The organism is Vibrio sp. D404a (assembly GCF_030248535.1).
Lineage (GTDB): Bacteria > Pseudomonadota > Gammaproteobacteria > Enterobacterales > Vibrionaceae > Vibrio.
Window position 1 is genome coordinate 1 of record NZ_JAHGAJ010000008.1, and the last position, 25,536, is coordinate 25,536.

Consider the following 25,536-nt stretch of genomic DNA (forward strand, 5'->3'; position numbering starts at 1 on the left):
CAGGTCTAGGTCAGAACGATGTACCAGTGCTGTTTGATTACTTCACTAAGCTAGAGAAGTAATACAAATAGACCCTGCTCATGAGGATTTTTTAGTGAACCTGATTTTTGTTCACTAACAACGTCAGTTGGCTAGGTGACCCTCGGCTTAAGAAGGGTCACTTAGTAATAAGCAGAATGCGTGCCAACTTTAAAACCATGGTTTTTTGGGGTGATATCGCAAAAAGAACCCTCGAAATGACTCTCACAATGCAAAATGCAATTGCAAAATGCAACAAACCGCAATATGAATAGGAAATCAATTTCATTTGGCAGACTTAATTTGAGAATCAATCTGAGTTGCAGCAGTTATCGTTCAATTCGAAACTCGTACTTAGATGAGAGATTTTAACGTCAGCCAATGACAGGATAATGAAAGTGCAGTTTCTTGATTGCATATTCATACTTTTTTTACACCAAAGTTTGTATACTGCTGCAAACCATTTTTAACTCTCAGAGACAAATGAACTACTTAAGTACTTTTTTTAAAGGCATGGCGATGGGCGCAGCGGACGTTGTACCTGGCGTATCTGGTGGCACCATTGCTTTTATCACCGGCATTTATGACACGCTTTTAGAAAGCATTCGTCGAATCAACCCTAGCGTTTTAGGTATTTGGAAGCGCGAAGGCTTTAAGGCTGCATTCAATCATATCAATGGCTTTTTCCTGATTGCTCTGTTTGGTGGCGTATTCACAAGTATCGCAACTTTAGCAAAACTGATCTCATGGCTTCTCGTCGCGCACCCTGTGCCATTATGGTCTTTCTTCTTCGGTCTTATCTTGGTCTCTGTGTTCCACATTCTCAAACAAGTTGAGAAGCGTGATGCAATACGTGGTCTGTTTTTACTGCTGGGAATCGCATTTGCCTACAGCATTACTGTACTTAAACCACTACATATGGAACCGACCAGCCTCAATGTGATGCTGGCAGGGGCGATTGCAATCTGTGCGATGATCCTTCCAGGTATCTCCGGCAGTTTCATTCTATTGCTTATCGGCATGTACACCCCAGTTCTTGCGGCAGTAAAGGGCTTTCAAATTGACATCCTACTGCTGTTTCTTTCTGGATGTGTGATTGGTCTTTTAAGCTTCTCTCACGTTCTTTCTTGGCTACTGCGTTCATTTAGAGACGTCACTTTAGTGTTCCTAACCGGTTTGATGATTGGCACCCTGCCAAAAATCTGGCCTTGGAAAGAGACCGTCAGCTGGCGCACTAACTCTAAGGGTGAGCAAGTGCCATTGATTCAAGAGAATCTTTCTCCATTTGAATTTGAATCTATTACATCTCAGCCATCACAGTTGGTTCTAGCGGTCATCATGATGATGGCAGCGATTCTATTGGTACTTGGCCTAGAGAAATTCGCAGAGCGAAACGGTCATTAACAGACCAGTAGCCAGAAATTAATAGAAGAACACCAAAAGCGAAGCAAGCAGCTTCGCTTTTTTGTATCTGGTTTGTACAAAAATTAGATATCTCCTACGCAGCTTAATCACCACAACAAAGCTTCTACCCTCCGCACAAAATTGTTTTTTGATACAAGCACGTAATGAGCTTTGTGATAACATCGCCTCCTCAATATAAGGAATGATGAGAGCCCCTATGCACCCAGCACTTAAGGTTGCGATGGTAAGCGCCGCCCTGCTTGCCGGCTTCTTTGGCCCACAACTACTCGAGCAAGTTAATCACGCGCTAGACACTCAAACAGAGCAAGACATCAGTCAGTACTGTATGTTGAGTACACAAGAGTGCGCTCAAGACTCGGTCACCATGGTGTTTGAGCACGATACGGCTCAACCTCTGGTTCCTGCTACTCTGACCGTCACTTGGGATGACACCAGTTCTGACCAACTTCAATTATCACTCAGTGGTTTAGAAATGGAGATGGGTACGGCGAGATTTCAATTACAGCGCACCGAAGGGAATACATTCCAAGGTGACGTCATTTTACCTGTGTGTACCATGGATAAGATGACATGGCTCGGTGAATTAACCGACGGCAATAATACGGTACACCCAGCAATAAGGATGGAAAGATGAGTAAAAACTGGTCACTCGCATTAGTCGTTGCGTTCGTACTCGGGTTCGGGATCAAAACCTACCTTGATGAACAGAGTAAAGCTCAGATGCAATTAGAGAAAGAGCAACAGATCTCGGCCACCACTCTGTTTGGTAAAGATAACCAACCCGTTGAGATCTTCGACGAAAATGATTCTCGAGTGCGCATTGTGTACTTTGGCTTCACACGCTGCCCAGACGTTTGCCCGACGTCACTAGCTATGTTGGCTGGCGCTCTGAATCAGCTTTCTGAAGATGAGGTAGCAAGCGTGCGCCCAATGTTTATCTCTTTAGACCCAGAGCGTGATGCCGCAGAAGCATCTTATGAATACGCACAGTACTTCCATCCGAATATGGAAGGATTAAGCGGTCCTCTTGATATCACAACAGCATTGGCTCATAACTATGGCGTAATTTTCCGTAAGTCAGAACTAGAAGGCTCCGAGCTTAAGTACACGCTTGATCACAGCTCTTACTTCTACTTTTTGAAGCCTGATGGCACCTTGATTACTAAGGTTCCGCATACACTTACGCCAGCACCGATTGTTGATGCAATCAAAAAGCTATAGCGCCTAGTTATAACCGTTAACACGATTCAAATAGATTGTTTAGGGAACCAAGAATTAATGAAACTAAAAGCCCTCGCATTAGCAGGTATGCTGTTCTCTGGTGTTACTCAAGCAAGTGACGTGATGATTCATGACGCCTACGCACGCGCAATGCCCCCCTCCGCTGTGAATAGCGCTGTTTTTACCACTCTGATGAATCACAGCGATGCAACTCGCACGCTTGTCTCTGCCTCGACACCAGCAGCTGGGAAAGTAGAACTTCATGATGTCATCATGGAAGGTGAGGTCATGAAAATGCGTCAGGTGGAACATATTCAAATCCCAGCGCACGGCAGCACAGAACTCAAACCGGGTAGCTTACACATCATGTTATTTGATTTAGCGGCTCATCTTGAAGAAGGCCAAAGCATCACTCTGACCCTCAACTACGCGAACGGCGACGCCCAAACTGTCGAAGTTCCTGTCAAAAAAGTGATGAGTGGTATGAAGAAAATGGATCACTCTCATCATTAAGCTAGAGTTTGAGTTCAATTTCGCATAATAATTGACCATGACAGCTTCTAGTTGTCATGGTTTTTTGTTAGAGTCGCCAAGCAATTTAGAGTCGAGTGAGATGACATTGCGTTATACTCACTACTTTCAATAACTCACCAAGGAGAACGTCCATGATTGTAATGAACCCACTAGCGCCCGTAGTAAAAGAAGCGTACTACTCGTAAGGCAATAACAACTTACTTTCCCTTACGACCAATAAGTTACAACAAAGCATCTGTAACTTGTTATCCAGCACAGTGTAAACACCACTCACACTTGGCTGAAGAATCTGACATAACCTTCTTTTACCCGGTTTGCGCTGCAGATAAGCACAAAACCCGGGGTCCTATCTATTGAATTCGACCCATATTCTCATTTTTTGACATCGCAATTACGCCCAACAGTCGCGGATTGTATGTCGAGGTATAGCAATGAATTCTAAAAACGTATTTTCCGATCCAATTTCACTCTCGCAACTTGGATGGAAACCTATTTTTCAACAACAGCTAACACTTGAAGATTACGAGCAAGAAAATTTCGCAGCACGAGTGATCGCGCATCACCGAAGCGGTTATACGCTTGCTTCGGAGCAAGGAGAAATCCATCTCGCGATTCACCATGCCCTACCCGCAATGACGATTGGCGACTGGGTGATACTCAAACCTAATCAACAATTCGAACGATTACTAGAGCGACAGTCTCTGTTCAGTCGCAAGGCTTCAGGCACTCGAGTAGCAGAGCAACTGATCTCGGCCAACGTTACGACCGTGTTCATCGTCGTATCCTTGAATCACGATTTCAATCTAAGCCGCATTGAGCGTTACTTAGCATTGGCTAATGAAGCGAAAGTGGAACCTGTCATCGTCTTAACCAAAAAAGACTTATGTGATGACTCAGAGACCAAAGTAAGCCAGGTTCAGAGCCTAGATCCATTACTCATGATTGAAACCGTCAACGGCCTTGATTTGGACTCGGTTCAGGTTTTAGCACCTTGGTGCAAATCTGGTACAACTGTCGCTTTGATGGGCTCATCAGGTGTAGGTAAGTCGACCATCGTCAACTCTTTGATGGCAGAGCAAGCACAAGCGACGAGCGGGATTCGTGAAGACGACAGTAAAGGTCGACACACGACCACATCACGTTCACTTCATTTGCTGAAAGACGGTGGTTTGCTGATTGATACTCCAGGAATGCGAGAGCTGCAACTTTCTGAGTGTGCCGAAGGTGTCAGTGAAACCTTTGCCGACATCGAAGAGTTTGCTACGAATTGTCGCTTCTCAGATTGCCAACATCAATCTGAACCGGGATGCGCGATTCAACGAGCATTGGTAAGTGGCGAGTTAAGTGAGCGTAGGTTTAACAACTACCAGAAACTGCTCCGTGAGCAAGCGAGAAATAGCGCGACGTTGGCACAGAAACGAGCGAGCTTTAAGCAGCTAACTAAGATGTATCGCAGTGTGCAGAATGAAAGCCGTCATCGAAAACAGTTCGATGATTGATATGCATACTTAGTCATTAAATAGCGAAAAAAGATAAAGCAACCTATGCTGCCGGTGAGAGGTCGCTCGGCAGCATTTTTATATCCAAGATATCAATTCTGCATACATAGTTTGCATAACCATTCCTTGCCAATCCCAACCACAGATACTTCAACTACATATCCATAGTTGTAAAGATTTATATCTTATCTTGCATACATAACTTTAACAATTAGAGCCAAAACACCCACACAGCGCAAACAATCACACCAAAATGAAACTAATCCTAGACACTGAGTCTAATCAAGCTAATATGACCGCCCATTCGACTAGTGTATAGTTCGAAATGGTTCCATTTTATAAAAGAAATATCACTATAATAAGTTAACAATTGCAGGTAATTTATGCAAAATCACAACATGTTCGCCCGCATCGCTCGTGGAAATCTTGTTCTACAGATCCTTGCTGGAATTGTATTCGGTGTCGTTCTCGCCATGTTCTCGCCTTCGGCGGCCCAAGATGCAGGTCTACTAGGTAGTCTGTTCGTAGGTGCGTTAAAAGCTGTAGCCCCAATTTTAGTATTCATTCTTGTTGCTGCTTCTATCGCTAACCAAAAGAAAGGTCAGCATACCCACATGCGTCCAATCATCGTGCTTTACTTGATTGGTACTTTCTCAGCTGCACTAACGGCTGTTGTTCTGAGCTTCATGTTCCCAACGACTCTAACTCTGGTTGCCGGTGCAGAAGGCGCAAACCCTCCTCAAGGCATCACAGAAGTTCTACAAACACTGCTATTCAAATTGGTTGATAACCCTGTCAATGCACTGATGAACGCAAACTACATCGGTATCCTTGCATGGGCGATCGGTCTAGGCCTTGCTCTACACCACGCTTCAGCAACAACCAAAGCGGTATTCGAAGATCTAAGCCACAGTGTTTCACACATTGTTCGCTTCATTATTCGTCTAGCGCCTTTCGGTATCTTCGGTCTAGTATCTGCAACATTTGCGACAACCGGCTTCGAAGCGCTAGCAAGCTACGGTCAACTACTGGCTGTACTACTAAGCTCTATGCTGATCATCGCACTGGTTATTAACCCAATCATCGTATTTGTTAAGACTAAGCAGAACCCTTACCCACTGGTTCTTCAATGTCTACGTGAATCTGGTGTAACGGCATTCTTCACACGTTCAAGTGCAGCAAACATACCTGTAAACATGAACCTATGTAAGAAGCTTAACCTAGACGAAGATACTTACTCTGTATCTATCCCACTAGGCGCAACCATCAACATGGCTGGCGCAGCAATCACGATTACTGTTCTAACACTCGCTGCAGTGCACACTATGGGTATCCAAATCGATATCTTCACAGCAATCCTTCTTAGCCTTGTTGCTGCTGTATCTGCATGTGGTGCTTCTGGTGTTGCAGGTGGTTCTCTACTACTTATCCCACTAGCATGTGGCCTATTCGGTATCTCGAACGACGTAGCAATGCAAGTTGTCGCGGTAGGCTTCATCATCGGTGTGATTCAAGATTCAGCTGAAACAGCACTTAACAGCTCAACTGACGTAGTATTCACCGCTGCCGTTTGTAAAGCTGAGCAACAAAAATCAGACGCATAATCTGAAATTCAGATAGAGAAAGGGGTAGCCAATGGCTACCCCTTTTTATTTGTGCGGTATATATCAACGCTTCTGTCTGTTAGCTCTTCCAATTAGGTTGAACCGTCGACTGACTGAAATCGAGCCCAGCGGCACCATCACTTTGCTTATTAGTTGACGCATCAAATGGAACTTGTGTGTAATCACTCACTTCTGCTCGACTCTGCTCTGGCGTTAGCTCTTCTGTCACCTCTTCCGGCATCACCTCAAGCCCCTCTTCTGTTTTCTTCGGCACCGGCACTTTACGTTTATAAAGCTTATTAAGCGCCTTGATAACCGAGTGCTTGGTTACCGCTTCTTGGGACAGCTTAGTCATAATAGGCTTGGTTAGTGCCTGCAAGCCCACGATCGAGTCAACGCCAAGGTTCCCTCCGACTTTGTCGCGAAGCGCCTTTGCAGGTTCATAGCCAAAGTGCGCAGATAAAAACAGCCAGATGTAAGCGATAGCATTGCCGTGCTCACCGTGATCAATCCACGCTTCACCCGCATGGAACATGGCTTCGGTATTGTTCTTTTCTGCCGCTCTCTCTAACCAATAACAGCCTTGGCCGTGGTTTTTCTCCACACCTAAGCCGCTCAAGTAACTCAGACCCAACTTAATTTTCCCGTTGAGATCGTGCTTATCTGCCGCCATTCGAAACCACTCGACCGCGTTCTCTGGCGAGTAATCAGAGTTGTCTTTATCAAGGCACCAGTCGCCCATAAACAACATCGCTTCGGTGTGGCCACTGGTGGCTGCTTCCTCAATCAGAGCATAGCCTTTCGGTATATTTTTAGTGGTGCCACGGCCGTGGATCAAGGCTTGCCCCATGTTGAACTTAGCGTCGGAGTCGTTATCTAGCGCAGCAATCGCTAATTGCCAGAAGTTGGCTTGCTCTTTCAGAATCAAGTCTTCTTTGCGCTTCATACTCAACCGAACAATACCGTACATACCATTGACGTTGTCTTGTTGAGCAGCCTTTTCATACCAGTACAAAGCCTCTTTAATGTTGCTTCGCTCGGCTTCTTTAGCAAGATAAAGAATCGAAGGTATATGACCAGTTTCTGCTTTAAACAGGCGGTCTTTCTTCTCTTGCAGGCGCGCCTTTTCGATCGCCTTACGATAAGCGACCTCTCTTGCCTTGCGCTCTTGCTCTAGGCGCTGCTTTCTCAACGATAATGAGATCAACCAAATGACGACCAGAATCAGAGAAAGTGCGGTTGCACCGATAGCGATGCCCATTGTGCTCATAACGTCTCAACTGTTTGCTATTCGACTAGTGTTTAACGGGAACGATACTAGGCGATAAATGATGATTGAATGACCGTAGAACGCAATCTGTTCATTAGCCCTAATGAGTTTAGTATCTCAGGAATCATGTGCCATAAGAAGCGAAACCAATGAACTCAGAATGAAATACTGTTAGCCGGTGTGATATTGATTCCATTATCAATATGGAGAAGGTCAATTCCCGTTTTGGAGATCAAATCATCACCGCAACCTGTGTTGTTATCATACCCACTTCGGTGGTGATTCCCTATTTATCATCACCAAAGTGTTACTGCGCTATCGTTTCGTTTGTCGGAAATCTGCTAGTTTCGATAGGTAAACCCCACACCCAGAGTGACACCGTAACTTTGCAGCCTATTAGTTTGTGGTGATTGACCTCAATTGAGCCTTTTTCCGACCAGTTTTACATTGTAAATCAGGGCACCAAAAACCCATCATAACCACCAAAAACAAAAAAGCGGCTTGAAACCAACGTCTCAAACCGCTCAAACTTATCGTTCTACATTATTTCGCGCTCTACGTTATTTTTCGCTTTGCATTCTTTCCCAAATGGTCGGTGAGCCGATATAGTCTTGGACGCAGCTAATGAACTCTTTTACCAACTTTGTCTGCTTTCGATGTGGATACACGGCATAAATAGCTGTTTCTTCAGTTGATATACGATACTCAGGCAACAACTGAACGAGTCCGAGATCTTTCATTGGTGCATGTAGGTTCGATTGATCCATCAAGCCATAACCTAATCCGTCACTCACGCCCGAGACGATAGTACGGACATCACTCACCTTATAGTTACCTTGCAGTGACAGCACTTGATAGGTGTCGCCATTTGGCTGCTCACTGATCCGAAGTTGATCGAGCGTCATATCACCATTGGTGTAAATGATTGCTGGCAACGCTAACAAATCTTGCGGGGTTTGTGGCTCACCATGCTCAGCGATAAAATCGTGCGATGCCACCAGCATAAAGTGACTATCTGCTATCTTCTTGGCGATAAGGTTTGATTCAACCAACTTACTGAAACGGAAGGCGATATCGATTTTACCCGCAATGATATTCGCAATCTTATCGTCCAGTGAGAGCACGATCTGAACATCGGGATAGCGACGCATAAATTGAGTCACGATAGGCTGCAGATACTGCTGGCCAAAATAGATCGGTGAGGTAATGCGTAGCACCCCTTTAGGCTCTGATTGATAAGAGTCTGCAATGCCTTGTATTTGACTCAAGGTATCTTGTAGCACTCTTGCTTGAGCCAAGATCTCCTCACCCGCCGACGTCAGTGAAAACGATCGAGTAGACCGATTGAGCAGCTGAACACCAAGGTCAGCTTCCAAGCGCTTGATCTGCTTAGACAAAGACGAATTATCCATGTCATGAAGCGTTGCCGCTTTGGTAAAAGATCCCTGCTGAACCACATCGAGGAACAGGAGTAATTGGTTGGTATTTAACACATGACTCTCTTTAGAAAATAGATTCGGTTATCGTTCATCTTTCGGCGTATCCATCACCACCATGGTTGTGATGGATTGTACTTGAGGGCACTCACCCAACACATCCGCATGAAACTTTTTATAGCTGGGCAAATCTTGGGTTTCGACCCTCAACAAGTACTCGTTCGCACCAGTAATGTTGTGGCATTCAACCACCTCTTTTTCCAAGCTCACATGATCTTCAAACTCTTGCTGAGCGGCTTTACTGTGACTGGATAAGCCAATTGAAACATACGCGATAAAACCAACGCCCATTAAGGTGTTATCGAGTACGGCGCGATAGCCCTGAATGACACCTTGTTTCTCTAATTCCTGTACGCGACGCAACGTTGCAGATGGAGACAAACCGATGCGCTCTGAGAGCTCAATATTGGAGACTCTGCCGTCCGCTTTAAGCTCAAGCAATATCCTTTCGTCAAATCTATCCATAGGTGAATTTAATTGTGCAATTAATGAATTTAACTCGAATAAAAGCACATAATTGCCCGACTTTCCACTTAGTATGAATCGTGACCGGTCAGACACAACTGTAATTTTTACTATTTAGGAACAACGCCATGCCTTTTGAACAACTTACCGCACTCGCGTTATTTGCGTTTGTCTCGACCTTTACACCTGGCCCAAACAACATCATGTTGATGACTTCGGGTGCAAATGTAGGCTTCACTAAGACCATTCCACACATGCTTGGGATCACGCTCGGCTTTGCCGTTATGCTGCTATTGGTCGGCTTTGGCCTGATGGGCTTGTTCCACAGCTTCCCTATTATTCATCAAGTGTTGAAATATCTGAGCTTGGCTTATCTCGTTTATTTAGCGATTAAGATTGCGACAAGCGGTAAAGCAGAAGAGAAGGAGAGATACAAGCCGATGTCATTTCTGGCAGCTGCGAGCTTCCAATGGGTAAACCCAAAAGGCTGGTCAATGGCATTAACAGCGATTTCAGTTTATAGCACGGGCAGCTCTTGGATTGAATTGGCGATCATCGCGGCCATCTTTACCCTTGCTAACCTTCCATCAGTCACCTTTTGGACGGCAGCAGGAAAGCAACTGCAACACTGGCTGACCACGCCACTGCGTATCAAAGGCTTTAACTACGCAATGGCATTGTTACTGTTGGTTTCAACCGTACCAATGATCTAAGCACACTCGATAATACGAACCCGTTTATAGCCAACTAGAAAGCATCTCATGCGGCAATGCCACAATAGCTTGTCCATGAGGTGTTAACGTCCAGACAAAGGCTAAGATGTTCAGCCCGACACACATAAAGAACACAGCTTTAAATGGCTGCTTCTGAGTCTTATGTCGAAGCTGCTGCTGAGCAATCAAAGCCCCTAACCAACCACCCAACAGTGCCAATAAATGCAGCGTTTTCTCTGGTACTCGCCACTCCCCTTTGATTGCCGCTCGCTTATCTTTAGCGTAAGCCAAGTAGGTGATGACACTCACGATCAAATACAACGCCAACATCACGCTAGAGCTTGGATAAAACCACATCGACAAGCCGACGATAAAGAGATAAGTGAATACAATTTTCAATGATGATGACAAGGTTATCCCCTTTTGCGCAGCAGCTCACGAAGCTGAAAAACTACGCCCTGAATTCTTAACTAAAGGATGAGTAATTGGTCTGTTGTTTGCGTTAGCCTACTCGCCTCATCCCTACATAACATGATGGAAGTTAAGGAATTATAACCATGTACAATAAAAAACATACCATCTATCAAGTCTTTACACGTTTGTTTGGCAACCAAAATACCAACAACAAACCTTGGGGCACAATTGAAGAGAATGGCGTTGGTAAATTCAGTGATTTTACCGACAAAGCGCTCTCTGAAATCAGAGACCTAGGCATCACCCACATCTGGTATACCGGTGTTCCACACCACGCTGTGATCAATGACTACCAAGAAGTGGGCATTACCCAAGATCACCCAAGCGTAGTCAAAGGGCGAGCTGGCTCTCCTTATGCAGTTAAAGACTACTACTCAGTAAACCCAGACCTAGCGGATAACCCAGAACAACGCGTCGAAGAGTTTGAGGCTCTTATTAAGCGCAGTCACGATAACGGGTTGCAAGTTATCATTGATATTGTGCCAAACCACGTCGCACGTCAGTATCGCGGTAGCCACAACCCAGCGGGTGTTGAAGACTTCGGTGCCAGTGACGATACCAGTGTCGAGTATCACAGAGAGAATAACTTCTATTACATCCCAGATTCTCAGTTTGAGCTGCCTGATATAGACCCCGCATTTACACCACTCGGTGGAGAAGCACACCCTAGCCTAGAAAAGCCGTTCGTTGAAAAGCCTGCCAAATGGACCGGAAACGGTTCACGTCTGGCTAAACCTAACTTCGATGACTGGTATGAAACCGTCAAGATCAATTACGGCATTAAACCAGATGGCAGCAAAGACTTCCCTGAACTACCTAAAGGCTATGAAAATAAAGACTATGTCGAGCATTATCACTTCTGGCAGCAATTTGATGTGCCAAGCTCTTGGGTTAAGTTCCGTGATATCGCTCTGTACTGGATCGCTAAAGGTGTGGATGGTTTCCGCTACGACATGGCTGAGATGGTGCCCGTTGAGTTTTGGAGCTACTTGAACTCATCCATTAAGATGCGCAAGTCCGATGCCTTCCTAATGGCAGAGGTCTATCAACCGGATCTCTACCGCGATTACATTCGTCTCGGTAAGATGGATTACCTCTACGATAAAGTCGATCTCTATGATGGCCTAAAAGAGATCATGCAGGGCAAAGCCTCCACTGCGATCATTCCTGAAATTCAAGGCAAGATGCAGGACATTGAACATCACATGCTGCACTTCTTAGACAATCACGATGAACAACGTGTCGCGTCGCCTGAGTTTGCTGGAAACCCTGACATGGCAAGACCTGCAATGTTAGTAAGTGCTTTGATCAGTAGCTCTCCAACCATGCTCTATTTTGGTCAAGAGGTCGGTGAAGCGGGAGCCGAAAACGCAGGCTTTGGTCAGCCATCACGCACGTCAATCTTTGATTACATCGGTGTACCACAGCACCAAAAATGGATGAACCACGGCAAGTTCGATGGTGGTCTTCTGAACGAGAGTGAGATGGCACTGCGTAACTTCTATAAACGCATCATGAACTTCACCTTAGAACACTCTTCCTTAACAGGCGAATACGTTGACCTCATGGCGAGCAGCGAGGTTTCCAACACCAGTCATGCGTTCATGCGTTATGACGCCAAAGAGTTGATTATTGCGACCAGTAGCTTTGCGACTCAAGGTCAAGACACCATTAAAGTGACCATCCCTGAAGCGCATATCTCAGCTATGGGCCTAGTCGATGGTGTCTATGTGTTGGAAGAGAAAATCGAGGGATTACCAAACCAATCGCTTACCGTTGACAACGGAATCGGTTATTTCAGCTGTGAGTTGCAGCCATTAGCCGCATTAGCGTGGGTATTAGAAACTAAATAATGTCATAATGAACAAATAATATAAAAGAGCCAATCGGCTCTTTTTTTTTGATTATAATTAAGTGGTGAATAAAGCACTGTTAATCTCACAATAATTAGGCTGAGTTCTCATCCTATTTACTCATCCTCCCCTCTACGCCTTTTTAAAACAATCGTTAATTATATGTGTTATTGATCCAATTAATTATCGATTGACCTAATACAAAATGTGATTCTGTCACTAATAATTCTTAATTTCCGAATTTTAAATAACTTTGTATATAAGGCTCACAAATAGATCACCATATTCAACATTACGATATTCATCGAGAATAAAACTAATATGGATATAACTCGTGAATACAAAAAACTTTAAACTCTCTACCCTTGCAAAAGCAATGCTGCCAATCCTTGCTGCAAGTGCACTAAGTGCCTGTGGAGATGACAACGACAACAGTTACACCGCTCCAACACCGGGCACCTCTGTACCGGGTGAAGTAGAACTTGCACCGAACGTTGATCTGCCAGCCGCAGCGCCAACACCAAGTGCCAATGAAGTGGCGCTAAGTTACATCGCCGATACCACTTCAACCGTTGCACGCATGTCGAATACCACCACAGATTTCAGCCAATGGACGTTAGTGTGTGGGGACAAGTCTTTTGCACCGACTTCGTCGGATCAGTTTGGTCCAACGTGGTTGGTTGCCGCTAGCGAAGCAACTGGAAGCTGCAAGATCACCGATGGTACGACAGATCAAGCGTCGGTCAATATAGATGCCTCTGACGCTGGTAGCAATGTGGGCGTCACTCACAATGGTGAAAAAGTGACTGGCTCACGTCAAGACACAATGCTCAAAGGCTACGGGCTTGATCAAACAGGCACCGATGTAAAACTTCCGGAAGCTAAAGCGCCGGGTGAGTTGCCTGCTCCACCAGCTAATCACTTCGCCGTTCACCTTTATGATCCTCTAGGCGATAAGAAAGAAGAAGGCGCAGACAAAGACGGTTACGGCAACCTTAACCTGCACATCTGGAACGATGCAAAGTGTGCAGCTGGCGATCCAAGCTATTTCAATGATGACTGGGAAGACACCAGTGTCACACCAGATGATTCAGACGAGTTCGGCCCAGTTTGGTATGTTCCGGTCACTGACGACGCAAGCCAATGTTTCAATCTTATCTTCCGTAATGCCAACAAAGACAAGCTGATTGGTGCGGACCTCGTCATCGACATTTCTGGGCAAGCGACTAACCCAGCCGTCACTTACATGTCTGGAAGCTCAACCTCTTACGCTACCCGTAGCGAAGCCTTTGCGGTAGGAGGTCCATCTTCTGAGTTCACGATTGATAGCGTAGGCGCGATTCTGATTGATGACAAAACCTTAGTTTGGAACGCAGGTAAAGATGCGGATCAAGTTCAGATCATGTTCAGCTCAAATGGTGAGTACCAAGTCTCAGATGATGGCGTTGTGAGCGGTGCCTCCATTGTACTTTCAAGCACAACACTCACAGACGCGCAGAAAGCGAAGTTCCCACACCTAGCGGATTACCCAACCTTCGAACTTCCTGACCTACCAGAAGAGCTATCTCTAAGTTCACTGATGAAAGGTAGCTTAGTCGCGCTTGCTTCATCCGATGGCACAGACGATGAACCAGCTCAGCTTCGCTCTTCAACCGCGGTGCAATATGCAGGTGCACTGGACGCAATCTTTGCAGAAGCAGCAACAGATCTTGAATACGGCCCTATCTATGGTGATGGCGGGGTGACATTCCGCCTATGGGCACCTACGGCATCTGAGGTTGAGTTGGTTGTCTACAACAGTGACAAATCAGAAGCTTCTCGCCACACCATGCAAGAAGACAGCGCAACGGGTAGTTGGAGTGTTGAAGTCGAAACTGATTCAGTCGATAGCAAGTTCTACCGTTATGCGATGAAGGTCTTCCAACCAAGAGAGCAGAAGGGTTACAGCTACGAAGTGACAGACCCATACTCTGTCAGCCTATCTATGAACTCCTTCTACAGCCAAGCTGTGGACCTAGATTCAGACGAGTTGAAACCAGCAGGTTGGGATGGACTAGACGCACCACACTCACAAGATCCAGAAAATGGCGATCTTGCAAATATGGTGATCTACGAGTCACACGTACGCGACTTCTCAGCACGCGATCAAAGCACGGAAAACAAGGGCAAATACCTTGCCTTTACCGAGCAAAACTCAGTACCTGTGAACCACCTCAAAGAGCTTAGTGAAGCGGGCATGACCCACCTACACTTAATGCCAGTGTTTGACATCGCAACCATCAACGAAGATCCAGACCAAGTCGCGGATATCGATGAGCCGTTCAGCAAGCTTTGTTCTTTGAATGAATCAATTAAGAACGACAGCCGCTACAGTGATTACTGTTCAAGTGGTGGCACCATCGCCGAAGCCTTTGAAGAGCTCAAAGCGACAGACAGCAAAGACAACGCCGTCGTCGAAGGGCTAAATGAATACGTACGTTCAGTCGATTCGTATAACTGGGGTTATGACCCATTCCATTACACGGTGCCAGAAGGCTCTTACGCAACTGATGCAGAAGGCACAACCCGTATTCTTGAATTCCGTGAAATGGTGAAATCGGTTAAGCAAGATGTCGGCATGAATGTGGTCGTCGATGTTGTTTACAACCACACTAACGCATCTGGCATGAACGACAAGTCGGTACTCGACAAAGTTGTACCGCTATATTACCAACGTCTGGTTCCAGATTCAGGTATGGTCGAGACTTCAACTTGTTGTGAAAACACCGCACCAGAGCACGCGATGTTCGCCAAGCTGATCGACGATTCCATTCAAACTTGGGTAGAAGCGTACAAGATTGATGCATTCCGTTGGGACTTGATGGGCCACCACCCTCTATCTCAAATGCAACAAACGCTCGCTGCAGCTCGTGAAGTCAATCCAGAGGTGTACTTCTACGGTGAAGGTTGGAACTTTGGTGAAGTTGAAAACAACCGTCGCTTTACACAAGCAACACAACCTAACCTAGGTGGCACAGGCATCGGTTCTTTCTCGGACCGACTCAGAGATGCTGTTCGAGGCGGTAGCCCATTCGATGGTGGTGAAGCGATTCGTAAGACTCAAGGCTTCGCAACGGGCGCAGCAACACTGCCAAATGAACTAATGGCCGATGATGAAGGTAATGTTTCTGACGTCGAGCTGGAACGCGCGCTACACCAAATCGACCTGACTCGTTTGGGCATGGCGGGTAACCTGAAAGACTTCAAGATGGTCGACTTCGAAGGCAACACCCAAGTAGGTTCATCCATTGACTACAACGGCCAAGAAGCGGGTTACGCAGAGCAACCATGGGAAGTACAGAACTACGTATCAAAACACGATAACCAAACATTCTGGGACATCAACATGTACAAGGTATCGGAAGATGCTAGCGTAGATGTGCGTGTTCAAATGCAGACCATTGGTATGTCTACTGTACTACTAGGTCAAGCGATGCCGTTCAACCACATGGGTGGTGAGCTGCTGCGTTCAAAATCGATGCAACGTGACTCGTACGACTACGGCGATTGGTACAACCTCGTTGATTTCACTCTTACCGACAGTAACTGGAACAAAGGTCTGCCAGCAAAAGATAAGGATGCGGATAACTACGACCAAATCGCTCGTGCAACTGCGGATCTAAACTCTCAGCCTCAAGCTGAACACATGGAGCGCATGTACAATAACTACAAAGAGTTGTTGATGCTTCGTTCTGCCTCAGATCTAATGACGCTTCCAAGCGCACAAGAGATCATCAATCGTGTTGATTTCCGTAATACGGGTAAAGGTCAAACGACCGGTGTGATCGCAATGACCATCGATAACGGCAGTACCCAAACCGCGGATATCGACAGCTCAGTTGATGCTGTTGTCGTTATCATCAATGCAACGCCAGAGACGCAAACAGTCGGTGATTTCGTTGACCACGAGAGCAAGCCAATTGTTCTGTCTGACTTTGAATTGAGTGCTGCGCATCAAGACAACGGTATTGCTGGAAATGCATCCTTCACTGAAGGCAAGTTCTCAGTACCAGCTTGGTCTACTGCAGTCTTCGTTCAACCACGAGGTTCTGAACGTGGCCTAGGTCTACCAGTTGCGGAGAAGAAAGCAGACTTACCACCGTTTGGTAAAACTAAGGTCTACATTGCAGGCGGCTTCGAGCAAGCTAGCTGGGATCCAGCAGCGATTGAAGTGCCTTACACCAACAGCGGTTTGTACACTATCGAGTTAGGCTTGGCTTCTGACACTGGTTACAAGTTCACGCATGGTGATTGGGACTCTCAAATTAGCTGCGGCGGTGAGAACTGTCCTTCAAACTTCACTGAAATGGGTATGTATGAGTTCTCATTGGACGCTTCTGATGCGGAAAACCCAGTAATTGTTGAAGCTAAGCTTGCTGAAAGCTACAAAGACAAAACTTGGTACATCCCAGGCACAATCTCAGGTAACTGGGGTCACGACGATGCACAGAAGATGACTACAAATGCGCAAGACGCCACTATGGTGAGCTTCACCACTGCAGAGCTGGCTGCGAACCAAGAGTTCCAATTCAAGTTTACTTGTGGAGATTGGGGACAGTGTGAGCATGGCTACAGTGATGTCGTGGTTGCTGAAGGTTCACTTGCCGTTACTGACAATGGTGGCAACCTAGCCTTTACGCCTGCAAGCGAAGGCACTTACACAGTGACATTCGATATCATCTCTAAACAGGTTAATATCGCAGCGACTGAGTAATCGCTTGTTCAACGCCTACAAAAAAACGCTGACTCAGGTCAGCGTTTTCTTTTTCAACTCGTTTAAAAACGTAAGATCGCAGAAAATTCAAGCTCGCAGAAATTAGGGCACACTAATAAGAGTGTTGCTGAAGAATCTCGATAAAGGCCTCGATCTTTTTATCCTTCACGCCCTGCTTTGCGTAAAGCCCAACATTCCCCAAACGTTCACTGTTCACCAAAAGTGTCTCAACACCCTGCTCTCCCATCCACTGGCACATGGTGTGACTATATGGCATAACCGCATCGGTCATTTTCAACAGATCGATGCTGGCAGATAGAGAGTCCACATCGTAGATATCTCGGCCCAGGTGTTCGCTCTCTTTGGTCATGATTTGAGAGTTTACATGATCACTCAATACCGAGTTGTGACGCGAGTGATCTGGCGTAACCCGCAAGATCGGATAAGCCTCGGCCTCAGTCATCAACACCTCAGTCGATAACTTTTTCCGTGTCAATAAAGGGTGTTCAGCCCTCACAAACATCGCTTCTTTATCTCTAAACAGCGGATAAAAGGTCACTTTACATCGCTCATGCAAACCGTAGATTTCGTGGCCAACAAACAGATCGATATCGCCTTGTACCAAGTGATGCATCAAAGAGAGATTGTTACCGAACTCCAGATGAAGTGATCCCGAAGGCTCTCGCTCTTTGTAGGTTGCTACCGCATCACGAACAAACTGTTCCCACCAAGCTTCACCCGTACCCAACTTCAACTTACCCAGTTGACGCTGCTGCATATCGGTAAAACGATGCATTAAAGAGAGATGCTTCTCTTGTTGCTCTTGAGCATGTTCACGAAAGAGTAAGCCATACTCAGTGAGCTCGACACCTTTCGACTTACGAACAAAAATCGGCACGCCAATATCGTTCTCAAGTTTCTTAATCGCAGCGGTCAATGATGGCTGACTGATATTGAGCTTTTCAGCAGCACCTTTAATACTGCCTGTATGCGCAACCATCAAAAAGTATCGGTAGAGCTTATTCATCGTATTCTCTTAGTTTGCATCGGATCACAAAATGTAAGGTTAGAATTTCAACAGTTTTAGACAGCTAAGACTGGATCCCGCCTCAAACCACAATGATATAGGATTTTTCTATAGAGAGCACCATTCTCGCTATTTCCCAGAGAGAGACGAAATCTCTATAGTGGCGAAAGTGAAATGAATAAGTGAGATCGTACAATGGAACAAAAATGGTGGCATGACGCGGTAGTCTACCAAATCTACCCTCGCAGCTTTCTAGACTCTAACAATGACGGTATCGGTGACCTAAACGGCATCATTAGCAAACTCGACTATCTAAAACTACTGGGCATCAATGTCATCTGGTTGTCGCCAGTTTATCAATCTCCAATGGATGATAACGGCTATGACATTTCAGACTACCAAGCGATAGCCGAAGAGTTCGGTAGCATGGAAGACATGAAACGTTTGATGGATGAAGCCAAAAAGCGCGATATCAAGATCGTGATGGATCTTGTGGTCAACCACACATCAGATGAACATCGTTGGTTCGAACAGGCACGCTCTTCAAAAGATAATCCATACCGCGATTACTACATCTGGCGTGACGCAAAACCAGATGGCAGCGCACCGGATGATCAGCAATCTATTTTTGGTGGCAGCGCATGGCAATGGGACGAGCAAACGGAACAGTACTACTTCCACTTATTCTCAAAACGTCAGCCTGACCTAAACTGGGAAAACCCGAAAGTACAAGAAGAAGTCCACCAGATGATGAACTGGTGGATTGATTTAGGTATTGGTGGTTTCCGTCTTGATGTGATTGACCTTATCGGCAAAGAGATCGATAAAGGCATTACAGGTAATGGCCCACGTTTGCACTCATTACTAAAACAGATGAACCAAGCGACCTTTGGTAATAAAGATCTGCTAACGGTTGGTGAAACTTGGGGCGCAACGCCTGAAATCGCTAAGCTATACAGCGCCCAAGATCGTGATGAGCTTTCGATGGTATTCCAATTCGAGCACATTACCCTGACCTGGGAAAATGGCGATAAGTGGAATCCAATCCCGCTAGATCTGCGTGAATTCAAGAACGTACTCACCAAGTGGCAGGTAGAACTGGCTGACGATGGCTGGAACTCGCTATTTTGGAACAACCACGACTTGCCGCGCTTAGTCTCTAAGTATGGTGACGACAAAAAGTATCGCGTTGAATCAGCGAAAATGCTCGCGACGTGTCTGCACTTCCTAAAAGGGACACCTTACATCTACCAAGGTGAAGAGATCGGCATGACCAACGTTGCTTTCGATACGTTAGAACAATACAAAGACATCGAGACTCACAACTTCTACAAAGTAAAAACAGAAGCGGGCGTAACCCATGAACACATGATGGGCGCGATTCACGAGAACAGCCGTGACAACGCTAGAACGCCTATGCATTGGGACAACAAACCTAATGGTGGATTTACAGAAGGTACGCCTTGGATCGAACTGAACCCGAATTTCCCAGAGATTAACGTAGAGAGTGCACTGAGCGATCCAAACTCAATATTCTTCCACTATCAAAAACTGATTGAGCTGCGCAAAGCACACCCTGCAATCGTTTATGGTTCATTCACTCCGGTCTTTGAAGAGCATGACCAAGTGTTTGCGTACGTGAGAGAACTGGATGGCGAAAAACTGTTTGTGGTTTGTAACTTCTCAAACGACAACCTGACACTGGATATGCCTGAACAATACCAAACTCAGACGCTTGATTGTCTCATCAATAACTATCAAACGATCACTGAACTGTCAGCTAAGCTTGAACTGGCACCGTATGAATCATTTGCTGTAAAACTGTAATCATACGTTAAATTCAACACACCAAAGGCAAGGTTCTCCTTGCCTTTTTTATTGCCCAAAGCCATCGATTCTATCCAACATTTCACATCTTAGCCTAAGCAACCTAGCGCTTAGTTTTGGATGGTTTTCAACACCCCAAAATAGTTTGAGCCCGCCTTCACATTTCTCTATACGCGCCACTTCACAAAACTATGGCGATAGCCTGTAAAACAGCACTATATCGGCATTGCTATAGCTTTTTACTATATCAAAGGTGCGTTTACCTATTTCTCAAAGGCTAAATTAGTCGATATTATTTTCAGCAGATAATAAGAACTGGTAGAAGCGTTTCCCGTTACGGATAACCTTCTTAATATGGAACAAGACTATGAAACCTCTATTAAAAACACTTTCAATTTGTACCCTTGCTGCTCTATGCAATGCTCCTGCTATTGCGATGGAAGAAGGCGAAATCACTATCTGGATTAATGGCGATAAGAGCTACGCTGGCCTTGCTGAAATCGGTAAGCAGTTTGAAGAAGACACAGGCGTTGCAATCAAGGTTCAATACCCAGATTCTCTAGAAGCGAAATTCCAACAGCATGCTGCAACAGGCGGCGGCCCTGACATCATCTTCTGGGCACACGACCGTTTTGGTGGTTACGCGGAAGCTGGCCTGCTTCATGAACTAAACCCAAGCAAAGAATTTAAAGAAAAACTTGTAGACTTCAGCTGGGATGCAGTAACAGTAAACGGCAAAGTTGTTGGTTACCCACTGGCAATCGAAGCACCTTCTCTTATCTACAACAAAGACTTACTGCCTACGCCACCAAAAACTTGGGAAGAGCTAGCTGACATTCAAAAAGAGATGGCGAAGCAGAACAAGAAAGCGATCATGTGGGACGTGAAAAACGCTTACTTCACATGGCCGATGATCTCAGCGGGTGGTGCATTCGCATTTGAGAAAACAGCGACAGGTTACAACGCAAAAAGCACAGGTGTGAACAACGCAGCTGGCGTTCGCGGCCTACAGTTCCTAGTCGACATGGTTGACCAAGGTGTTGTTGATCCAAACATGGATTACTCTGTATCTGAAGCGGAATTCACTAAAGGTGAAGTAGCAATGACCATCAATGGTCCTTGGTCTTGGGGTAACCTAGATAAGCTAGGCGTAAACTACGGTGTTGCTGAACTGCCAACATTGAACGGCGGTAAAGGTAACCCATTCGTAGGTATCCTAAGTGCGGGTATCAACGCTTCGAGCCCAAATACGGATCTAGCTGTTGAGTTCTTAGAAAACTACCTATTCCAAGACGACGCGCTAAAAATCATGAACGATGACAAGCCTCTTGGTGCGGTAACACTGAAATCATTCCAGAAGATTCTTGAGAGTGATGAGCGCATCAAGTCAACAATGACTAACGCAGAAAACGGCGAAATCATGCCAAACATCCCACAAATGACCGCTTACTGGTTCGCTGAGGGTGCTGCAATTGATAACGCAATGCAAGGCAAGCAAACCGTGCGCGAAGCGCTAGACACTGCCGCAAAACAAATTACTAAGTAAACCATTCCATAATTAATATCCTATGTCCTTTGGCACAGCAGTTTGCTGTGCCTTTTTTTGTTTTGGAACCTTCATCCTATGCAAATCCCAACACTCTACCTCAAAGGTACGTTTAATGGCTGGGGACTCGATACCCCACTTACAGCAATCAACAGTCATACACTGCAAGCCACCTTATGCCTTTCAACCGACCAATACCGCTTTAAGATCTCCGATCTCGATGGCACCAAGCAATGGACGTTATCAGGCCACCCAACCAAAGCCGTAGAATGTGCTCTAGAAAACGTGTTACCACTGGTTAACACTCAAGGCATTGGTAACGACCTACTCTTCACACCTCAAGCCGCAGGCCACTACACAGTGACCATTGACCTTGCATCTGACACACCAGCCATGGCTATAGAGCAAGGTGAACAGCAATCAAAAGCTGTGACACAGAGGCCACCTGTCGATATTGCATTAGAGGCAATCGAGGCCGAGCAACCAGAGTGGAGAAAGCCTAGCTTCGCTTTAGAGGCGAACGATCTTTTTGCCCAGCTTGCGATCACCGAAACAACGCCGTTTACTTTCGTGTTCGGCGACAACGTTGATGGCTACTACCACGGTACCACGCACACCTTCATCAACAGCGGCAAATATCGCCATCATCAAGGTTGGTTGTTTGGTGGGTTTGCAAGCTTCATCAATCGCGTTATCAATGACAAAACCCAAGCAAAACAAGCGTGTTTGATGCCTTATGGGCTTGAGCATCACTATCCATCGAGCCAAGACTGCTTGAGCTTGATGCAAGAGAAAAGACAGGTCGCAATTTCCGTTAAGAGCGATACTGAGCAGACATTAAACCTACTGCCTGAACTCAATATTCCAAGCCATTACGTGCAGGTTCACCAGTCTTCTAACCACATCATCCTAGAGCTCGATGACCAGGTTTGTCCTGAAGGGTGCCCTAAGTTTGTTTCACTCATAGCCAATCACGCCGTACAAGTTGAAGAGCTTTCTTCAGAGCAAGTCCATTCTATCGCTGAGCCTATGCAGCTCTCTTCAAACAACATCAACCTGCTGTTCTCAACCAAAGAAGAGCAGACAGAACTGGCGCTGTACATAAGCTTTGCACATCAGCGACAAGAAGCTGAATCCATGGCAGATTACGCTGCAGAGAAAGGTGCATTAGTTGGCCACCAGCAAGCGATTTACCAGTTCCTATGTAACAACTACTTGTGGACCAACGACGTTGAGTACAACAAAGCGGTAATGTGGGCGCGTTTAGCTAGCCGCACCTTTGTGAGCCATGAGTTCGGTACTGGCATATGGGCCGGCTTACCTTGGTTTAAAGACTGCTGGGGACGAGATACCTTTATCGCGCTATCTGGAACCAGCCTGGTTAATGGATTCTTTGAAGAAGCGAAGGCCATTATTGAGAACTTCGCAGCAATGCAAATGACCGACGAATCTTCGGTTAACTTTGGCCGCATTCCAAACCGAGTCACCAGTAAAACCAACATCATCTATAACACCACAGACGGCACACCATGGATGATTCGCGAAGCGCTGGAATACATCAACTACTCGGGAGATGAGGCCTTTGCTAAAGCCATCTACCCAGCTTTAAAACGCTTTATATCAGGCGTAGAAAAGCACTACCTTGCGCAAGATGGGCTAATGAGCCACCGACACCCTGATACTTGGATGGATGCCAAAATCGACGGTGCGATTCCGTGGTCACCAAGAGGGCCAAAAGCCAATGATATTCAAGCACTCTGGTTCGAAAGCCTTCATTGTGCGATGGCTTTAGCTGATCTTGTTGGTGATGATGAAAGCAAACAGCAGTGGCAAACGCGAGCAGCGCAAGTAAAAGAAAGCTTCATTAGTCAGTTTTGGAATCCAGAGAAGCAATGCTTAGCGGATCACTTAGCAGAAGGCGATAAACCAGACTACAGTGTCAGACCTAATCAATTGATGACAATATCGATTCCGCAACAAGAGTCTCTGACAACACCCGACATTGAGCAATATATCGTCAAAAATTCAGTCGATAAATTACTGTTCCCTTGGGGCATTTGTTCTCTGCAACAAGAGCATATCGACTTCCACCCATATCACGACAATCAAAGCCAATATCATAAAGATGCGGCCTACCATAATGGAACGATCTGGGGTTGGAATGCGGGCTTTACGGTTACGGCTTTAACTCGATACAAGCAGCAAGACTTCAGTTATCAACTGTCTAAGAACCTTGCCAAGCAGATCCTTAATCAAGGATGTCGTGGCACCATGAGCGAAAACTTAGATGCCTACCAACACGACAATAACAAATTGGTTGAGTCTGGCACCTTCGCACAGGCTTGGTCAGTATCGGAATACGCGAGAAACGCTCAGCAAGACTACTTAGGTTACCGCCCTCAACTGCTCGAAAACCGCATTAATATTGCGCCGAAGCTACCTCAGCTGTGGACGCAATTTAACGCATCCCTACCGTATGGAGACAACAAGCAAATAGTATTACGTTATTCATCGGATAATGAAATCGCTCGTTATACCCTTACATCGAGTGAAGAGTCTGAAGCGATGTCTGATATCGAGCTGGTTTTAGCCTTAGATGTTAGTAACAGCCAATACGTAGAAGTTCGTGCGCCCCTTGCGATTGATTTAGAGATAATAGTCAATCAAGAGAGCGGAGAAGTGACAACAAACACTTCCAAGGCCGTAGTAACTAGCCATAATCATCCAAATTATACACTGTTAGAAGGACTTGAGTTTGCGCAGCCTGATATTGCAATTGCCCACAATAGTATTCTGAATCAGGATTACTTGCGTAATAAAAGGGAAAAGCAGGAATTCGCAGTAGCGAAAGACTAATAGAAAATAAAAAAGCCTGAACAAAAAATCTATCAGAATATATTGTTCAGGCTTTTTTCTAATGATTCATAATAAATCGAATAAAATCGGGGAAGCGTTTCGCCCAAGCGATTTCATTATGTTCATGCCCCTCACCCTCGATATAAACAAGAGAGACATTGTCTTTACTTAATAAAAGATCGTTCATAGAGCGAGAACCATCTAAATATACCTGAGCAAAATCTACGCTGGTATCTTCTCGTTTTTCATTAGTTCCCATATCCATATAGATCTTAACAGGAAGCTCAAACTCCAAACCAGAGGCATAATTGAAATATTCACTGTGATTAAACCAAAACGCAGGTGAAAACACCCCAAGCGCACCGAATGCATGCTGGTGCTTGCCACCGCCATACAAACTGATCAATCCACCCATTGAACTGCCCGCTAAATAAGTGGAATTGCGTTGCGGCAGGGTTCGGTAATTACGATCAATATATGGCTTTAACGTATCAACGATAAAGTCGACGTAATCATCCCCTTCACCACCAAAATCGCAAAGCGCGTCTGGAATACCAAACTCACTGATCTGACTCGTCGCTTTCCAAGGCGAATACTCATTGTATCGTCCCATTTTATCGAGCTCATCACTGCTGTCGATCGCGACTAAGATGATGCCATCTGTTTCGCCTTGCTTCTGCATCTCATCCAAGGTGGTCTTTGCTTGCCAACACATACCGTAAGTTGCAGTAAGCTCATCAAACACATTTTGGCCATCGTGCATGTAGAGCACGGGGTAGTGCTTGTTGGATGTAGCGTAATCGTAAGGGAGGTAAATTCGTAGGGTACGAGTGCGCTTTAATTGAGGCATCGGAAACGCCTCAATCAGCAGCAGGTCATCTTGTTCTGTTTGTGTCATTGCAAAAACCGTTAACTCTAGATAGAAAAATAGCGCCTATATTAGGCGCTATCATTG

The 25,536-nt window shown here is 45.6% G+C and carries 18 protein-coding genes; 12 read left to right on the plus strand and 6 right to left on the minus strand.

The window, feature by feature from the left end:
* The first annotated feature begins 501 nt into the window (after window positions 1-501).
* The 6 genes from KI655_RS05450 (at window position 502) to sstT (ending at window position 6,301) form a co-directional block, all read left to right on the plus strand.
* A complete protein-coding gene (locus tag KI655_RS05450) occupies window positions 502-1,422 on the plus strand; it encodes a DUF368 domain-containing protein (protein ID WP_285402485.1) in 921 nt (306 codons plus the stop codon).
* A gap of 217 nt (window positions 1,423-1,639) precedes the next feature.
* Window positions 1,640-2,077 carry a hypothetical protein gene (locus KI655_RS05455; protein ID WP_285402487.1) on the plus strand — a complete coding sequence of 146 codons (438 nt, stop codon included), beginning with the start codon at window positions 1,640-1,642 and terminating at the stop codon, window positions 2,075-2,077.
* A complete protein-coding gene (locus tag KI655_RS05460) occupies window positions 2,074-2,664 on the plus strand; it encodes an SCO family protein (protein ID WP_285402488.1) in 591 nt (196 codons plus the stop codon). Before KI655_RS05455 ends, KI655_RS05460 begins: the two co-directional genes overlap by 4 nt.
* Before the next feature lie 57 nt (window positions 2,665-2,721).
* The gene (locus KI655_RS05465) at window positions 2,722-3,177 is read left to right on the plus strand and encodes a copper chaperone PCu(A)C (RefSeq protein WP_285402490.1); all 456 of its coding nucleotides are present in this window, start codon (window positions 2,722-2,724) and stop codon (window positions 3,175-3,177) included.
* A 452-nt stretch (window positions 3,178-3,629) separates the two neighbouring features.
* Window positions 3,630-4,697, plus strand: a complete 1,068-nt coding sequence (gene rsgA, locus KI655_RS05470; protein ID WP_285402492.1) for a ribosome small subunit-dependent GTPase A — start codon at window positions 3,630-3,632, stop codon at window positions 4,695-4,697.
* 383 nt (window positions 4,698-5,080) lie between these two features.
* Entirely contained in the window at window positions 5,081-6,301 is a 1,221-nt protein-coding gene (gene sstT, locus KI655_RS05475) for a serine/threonine transporter SstT (protein ID WP_032550540.1), read from the plus strand.
* Window positions 6,302-6,380: 79 nt separating this feature from the next.
* Here sstT and KI655_RS05480 read toward each other — a convergent pair whose 3' ends face one another.
* The 3 genes from KI655_RS05480 to KI655_RS05490 form a co-directional block, all read right to left on the minus strand.
* Window positions 6,381-7,562, minus strand: coding sequence for a tetratricopeptide repeat protein (locus tag KI655_RS05480; protein ID WP_285402818.1), 1,182 nt, complete (start codon window positions 7,560-7,562; stop codon window positions 6,381-6,383).
* A 569-nt stretch (window positions 7,563-8,131) separates the two neighbouring features.
* Window positions 8,132-9,064, minus strand: coding sequence for a LysR family transcriptional regulator (locus KI655_RS05485; RefSeq protein ID WP_285402495.1), 933 nt, complete (start codon window positions 9,062-9,064; stop codon window positions 8,132-8,134).
* Window positions 9,065-9,091: 27 nt separating this feature from the next.
* Window positions 9,092-9,532 carry an Lrp/AsnC family transcriptional regulator gene (locus KI655_RS05490; protein WP_032550543.1) on the minus strand — a complete coding sequence of 147 codons (441 nt, stop codon included), beginning with the start codon at window positions 9,530-9,532 and terminating at the stop codon, window positions 9,092-9,094.
* Between the two features lie 128 nt (window positions 9,533-9,660).
* Between KI655_RS05490 and KI655_RS05495 the strand changes: the two genes are divergently transcribed.
* Window positions 9,661-10,245: a LysE family translocator gene (locus KI655_RS05495; protein WP_285402497.1), complete on the plus strand. Its 585-nt coding sequence runs from the start codon at window positions 9,661-9,663 to the stop codon at window positions 10,243-10,245.
* Window positions 10,246-10,269: 24 nt separating this feature from the next.
* Here KI655_RS05495 and KI655_RS05500 read toward each other — a convergent pair whose 3' ends face one another.
* Complete coding sequence (locus tag KI655_RS05500; RefSeq protein ID WP_285402820.1) at window positions 10,270-10,602, minus strand: DUF1294 domain-containing protein; 333 nt, start codon at window positions 10,600-10,602, stop codon at window positions 10,270-10,272.
* 200 nt (window positions 10,603-10,802) lie between these two features.
* On the opposite strand from KI655_RS05500, the gene KI655_RS05505 reads away from it, so the two are divergent.
* Together KI655_RS05505 and pulA are read left to right on the plus strand one after the other, a co-directional pair.
* Window positions 10,803-12,572, plus strand: coding sequence for an alpha-amylase family protein (locus tag KI655_RS05505; RefSeq protein ID WP_285402499.1), 1,770 nt, complete (start codon window positions 10,803-10,805; stop codon window positions 12,570-12,572).
* Window positions 12,573-12,906: 334 nt separating this feature from the next.
* Window positions 12,907-17,325, plus strand: a complete 4,419-nt coding sequence (gene pulA, locus KI655_RS05510) for a pullulanase-type alpha-1,6-glucosidase (protein WP_285402500.1) — start codon at window positions 12,907-12,909, stop codon at window positions 17,323-17,325.
* Between the two features lie 112 nt (window positions 17,326-17,437).
* Here the strand turns inward: pulA and KI655_RS05515 are convergent, their stop codons facing one another.
* Window positions 17,438-18,352 carry a LysR family transcriptional regulator gene (locus KI655_RS05515; protein ID WP_285402502.1) on the minus strand — a complete coding sequence of 305 codons (915 nt, stop codon included), beginning with the start codon at window positions 18,350-18,352 and terminating at the stop codon, window positions 17,438-17,440.
* A 195-nt stretch (window positions 18,353-18,547) separates the two neighbouring features.
* Between KI655_RS05515 and KI655_RS05520 the strand changes: the two genes are divergently transcribed.
* From KI655_RS05520 to KI655_RS05530, 3 genes are all read left to right on the plus strand, one after another.
* The gene (locus tag KI655_RS05520; protein ID WP_285402504.1) at window positions 18,548-20,179 is read left to right on the plus strand and encodes an alpha-glucosidase; all 1,632 of its coding nucleotides are present in this window, start codon (window positions 18,548-18,550) and stop codon (window positions 20,177-20,179) included.
* Window positions 20,180-20,546: 367 nt separating this feature from the next.
* The gene (gene malE, locus KI655_RS05525) at window positions 20,547-21,725 is read left to right on the plus strand and encodes a maltose/maltodextrin ABC transporter substrate-binding protein MalE (protein WP_150896795.1); all 1,179 of its coding nucleotides are present in this window, start codon (window positions 20,547-20,549) and stop codon (window positions 21,723-21,725) included.
* Window positions 21,726-21,803: 78 nt separating this feature from the next.
* Window positions 21,804-24,581, plus strand: coding sequence for an amylo-alpha-1,6-glucosidase (locus KI655_RS05530; RefSeq protein ID WP_285402507.1), 2,778 nt, complete (start codon window positions 21,804-21,806; stop codon window positions 24,579-24,581).
* A 58-nt stretch (window positions 24,582-24,639) separates the two neighbouring features.
* On the opposite strand, the gene KI655_RS05535 is transcribed toward KI655_RS05530, so the two are convergent.
* The gene (locus KI655_RS05535; RefSeq protein ID WP_285402509.1) at window positions 24,640-25,479 is read right to left on the minus strand and encodes an alpha/beta hydrolase; all 840 of its coding nucleotides are present in this window, start codon (window positions 25,477-25,479) and stop codon (window positions 24,640-24,642) included.
* Window positions 25,480-25,536 lie beyond the last annotated feature (57 nt).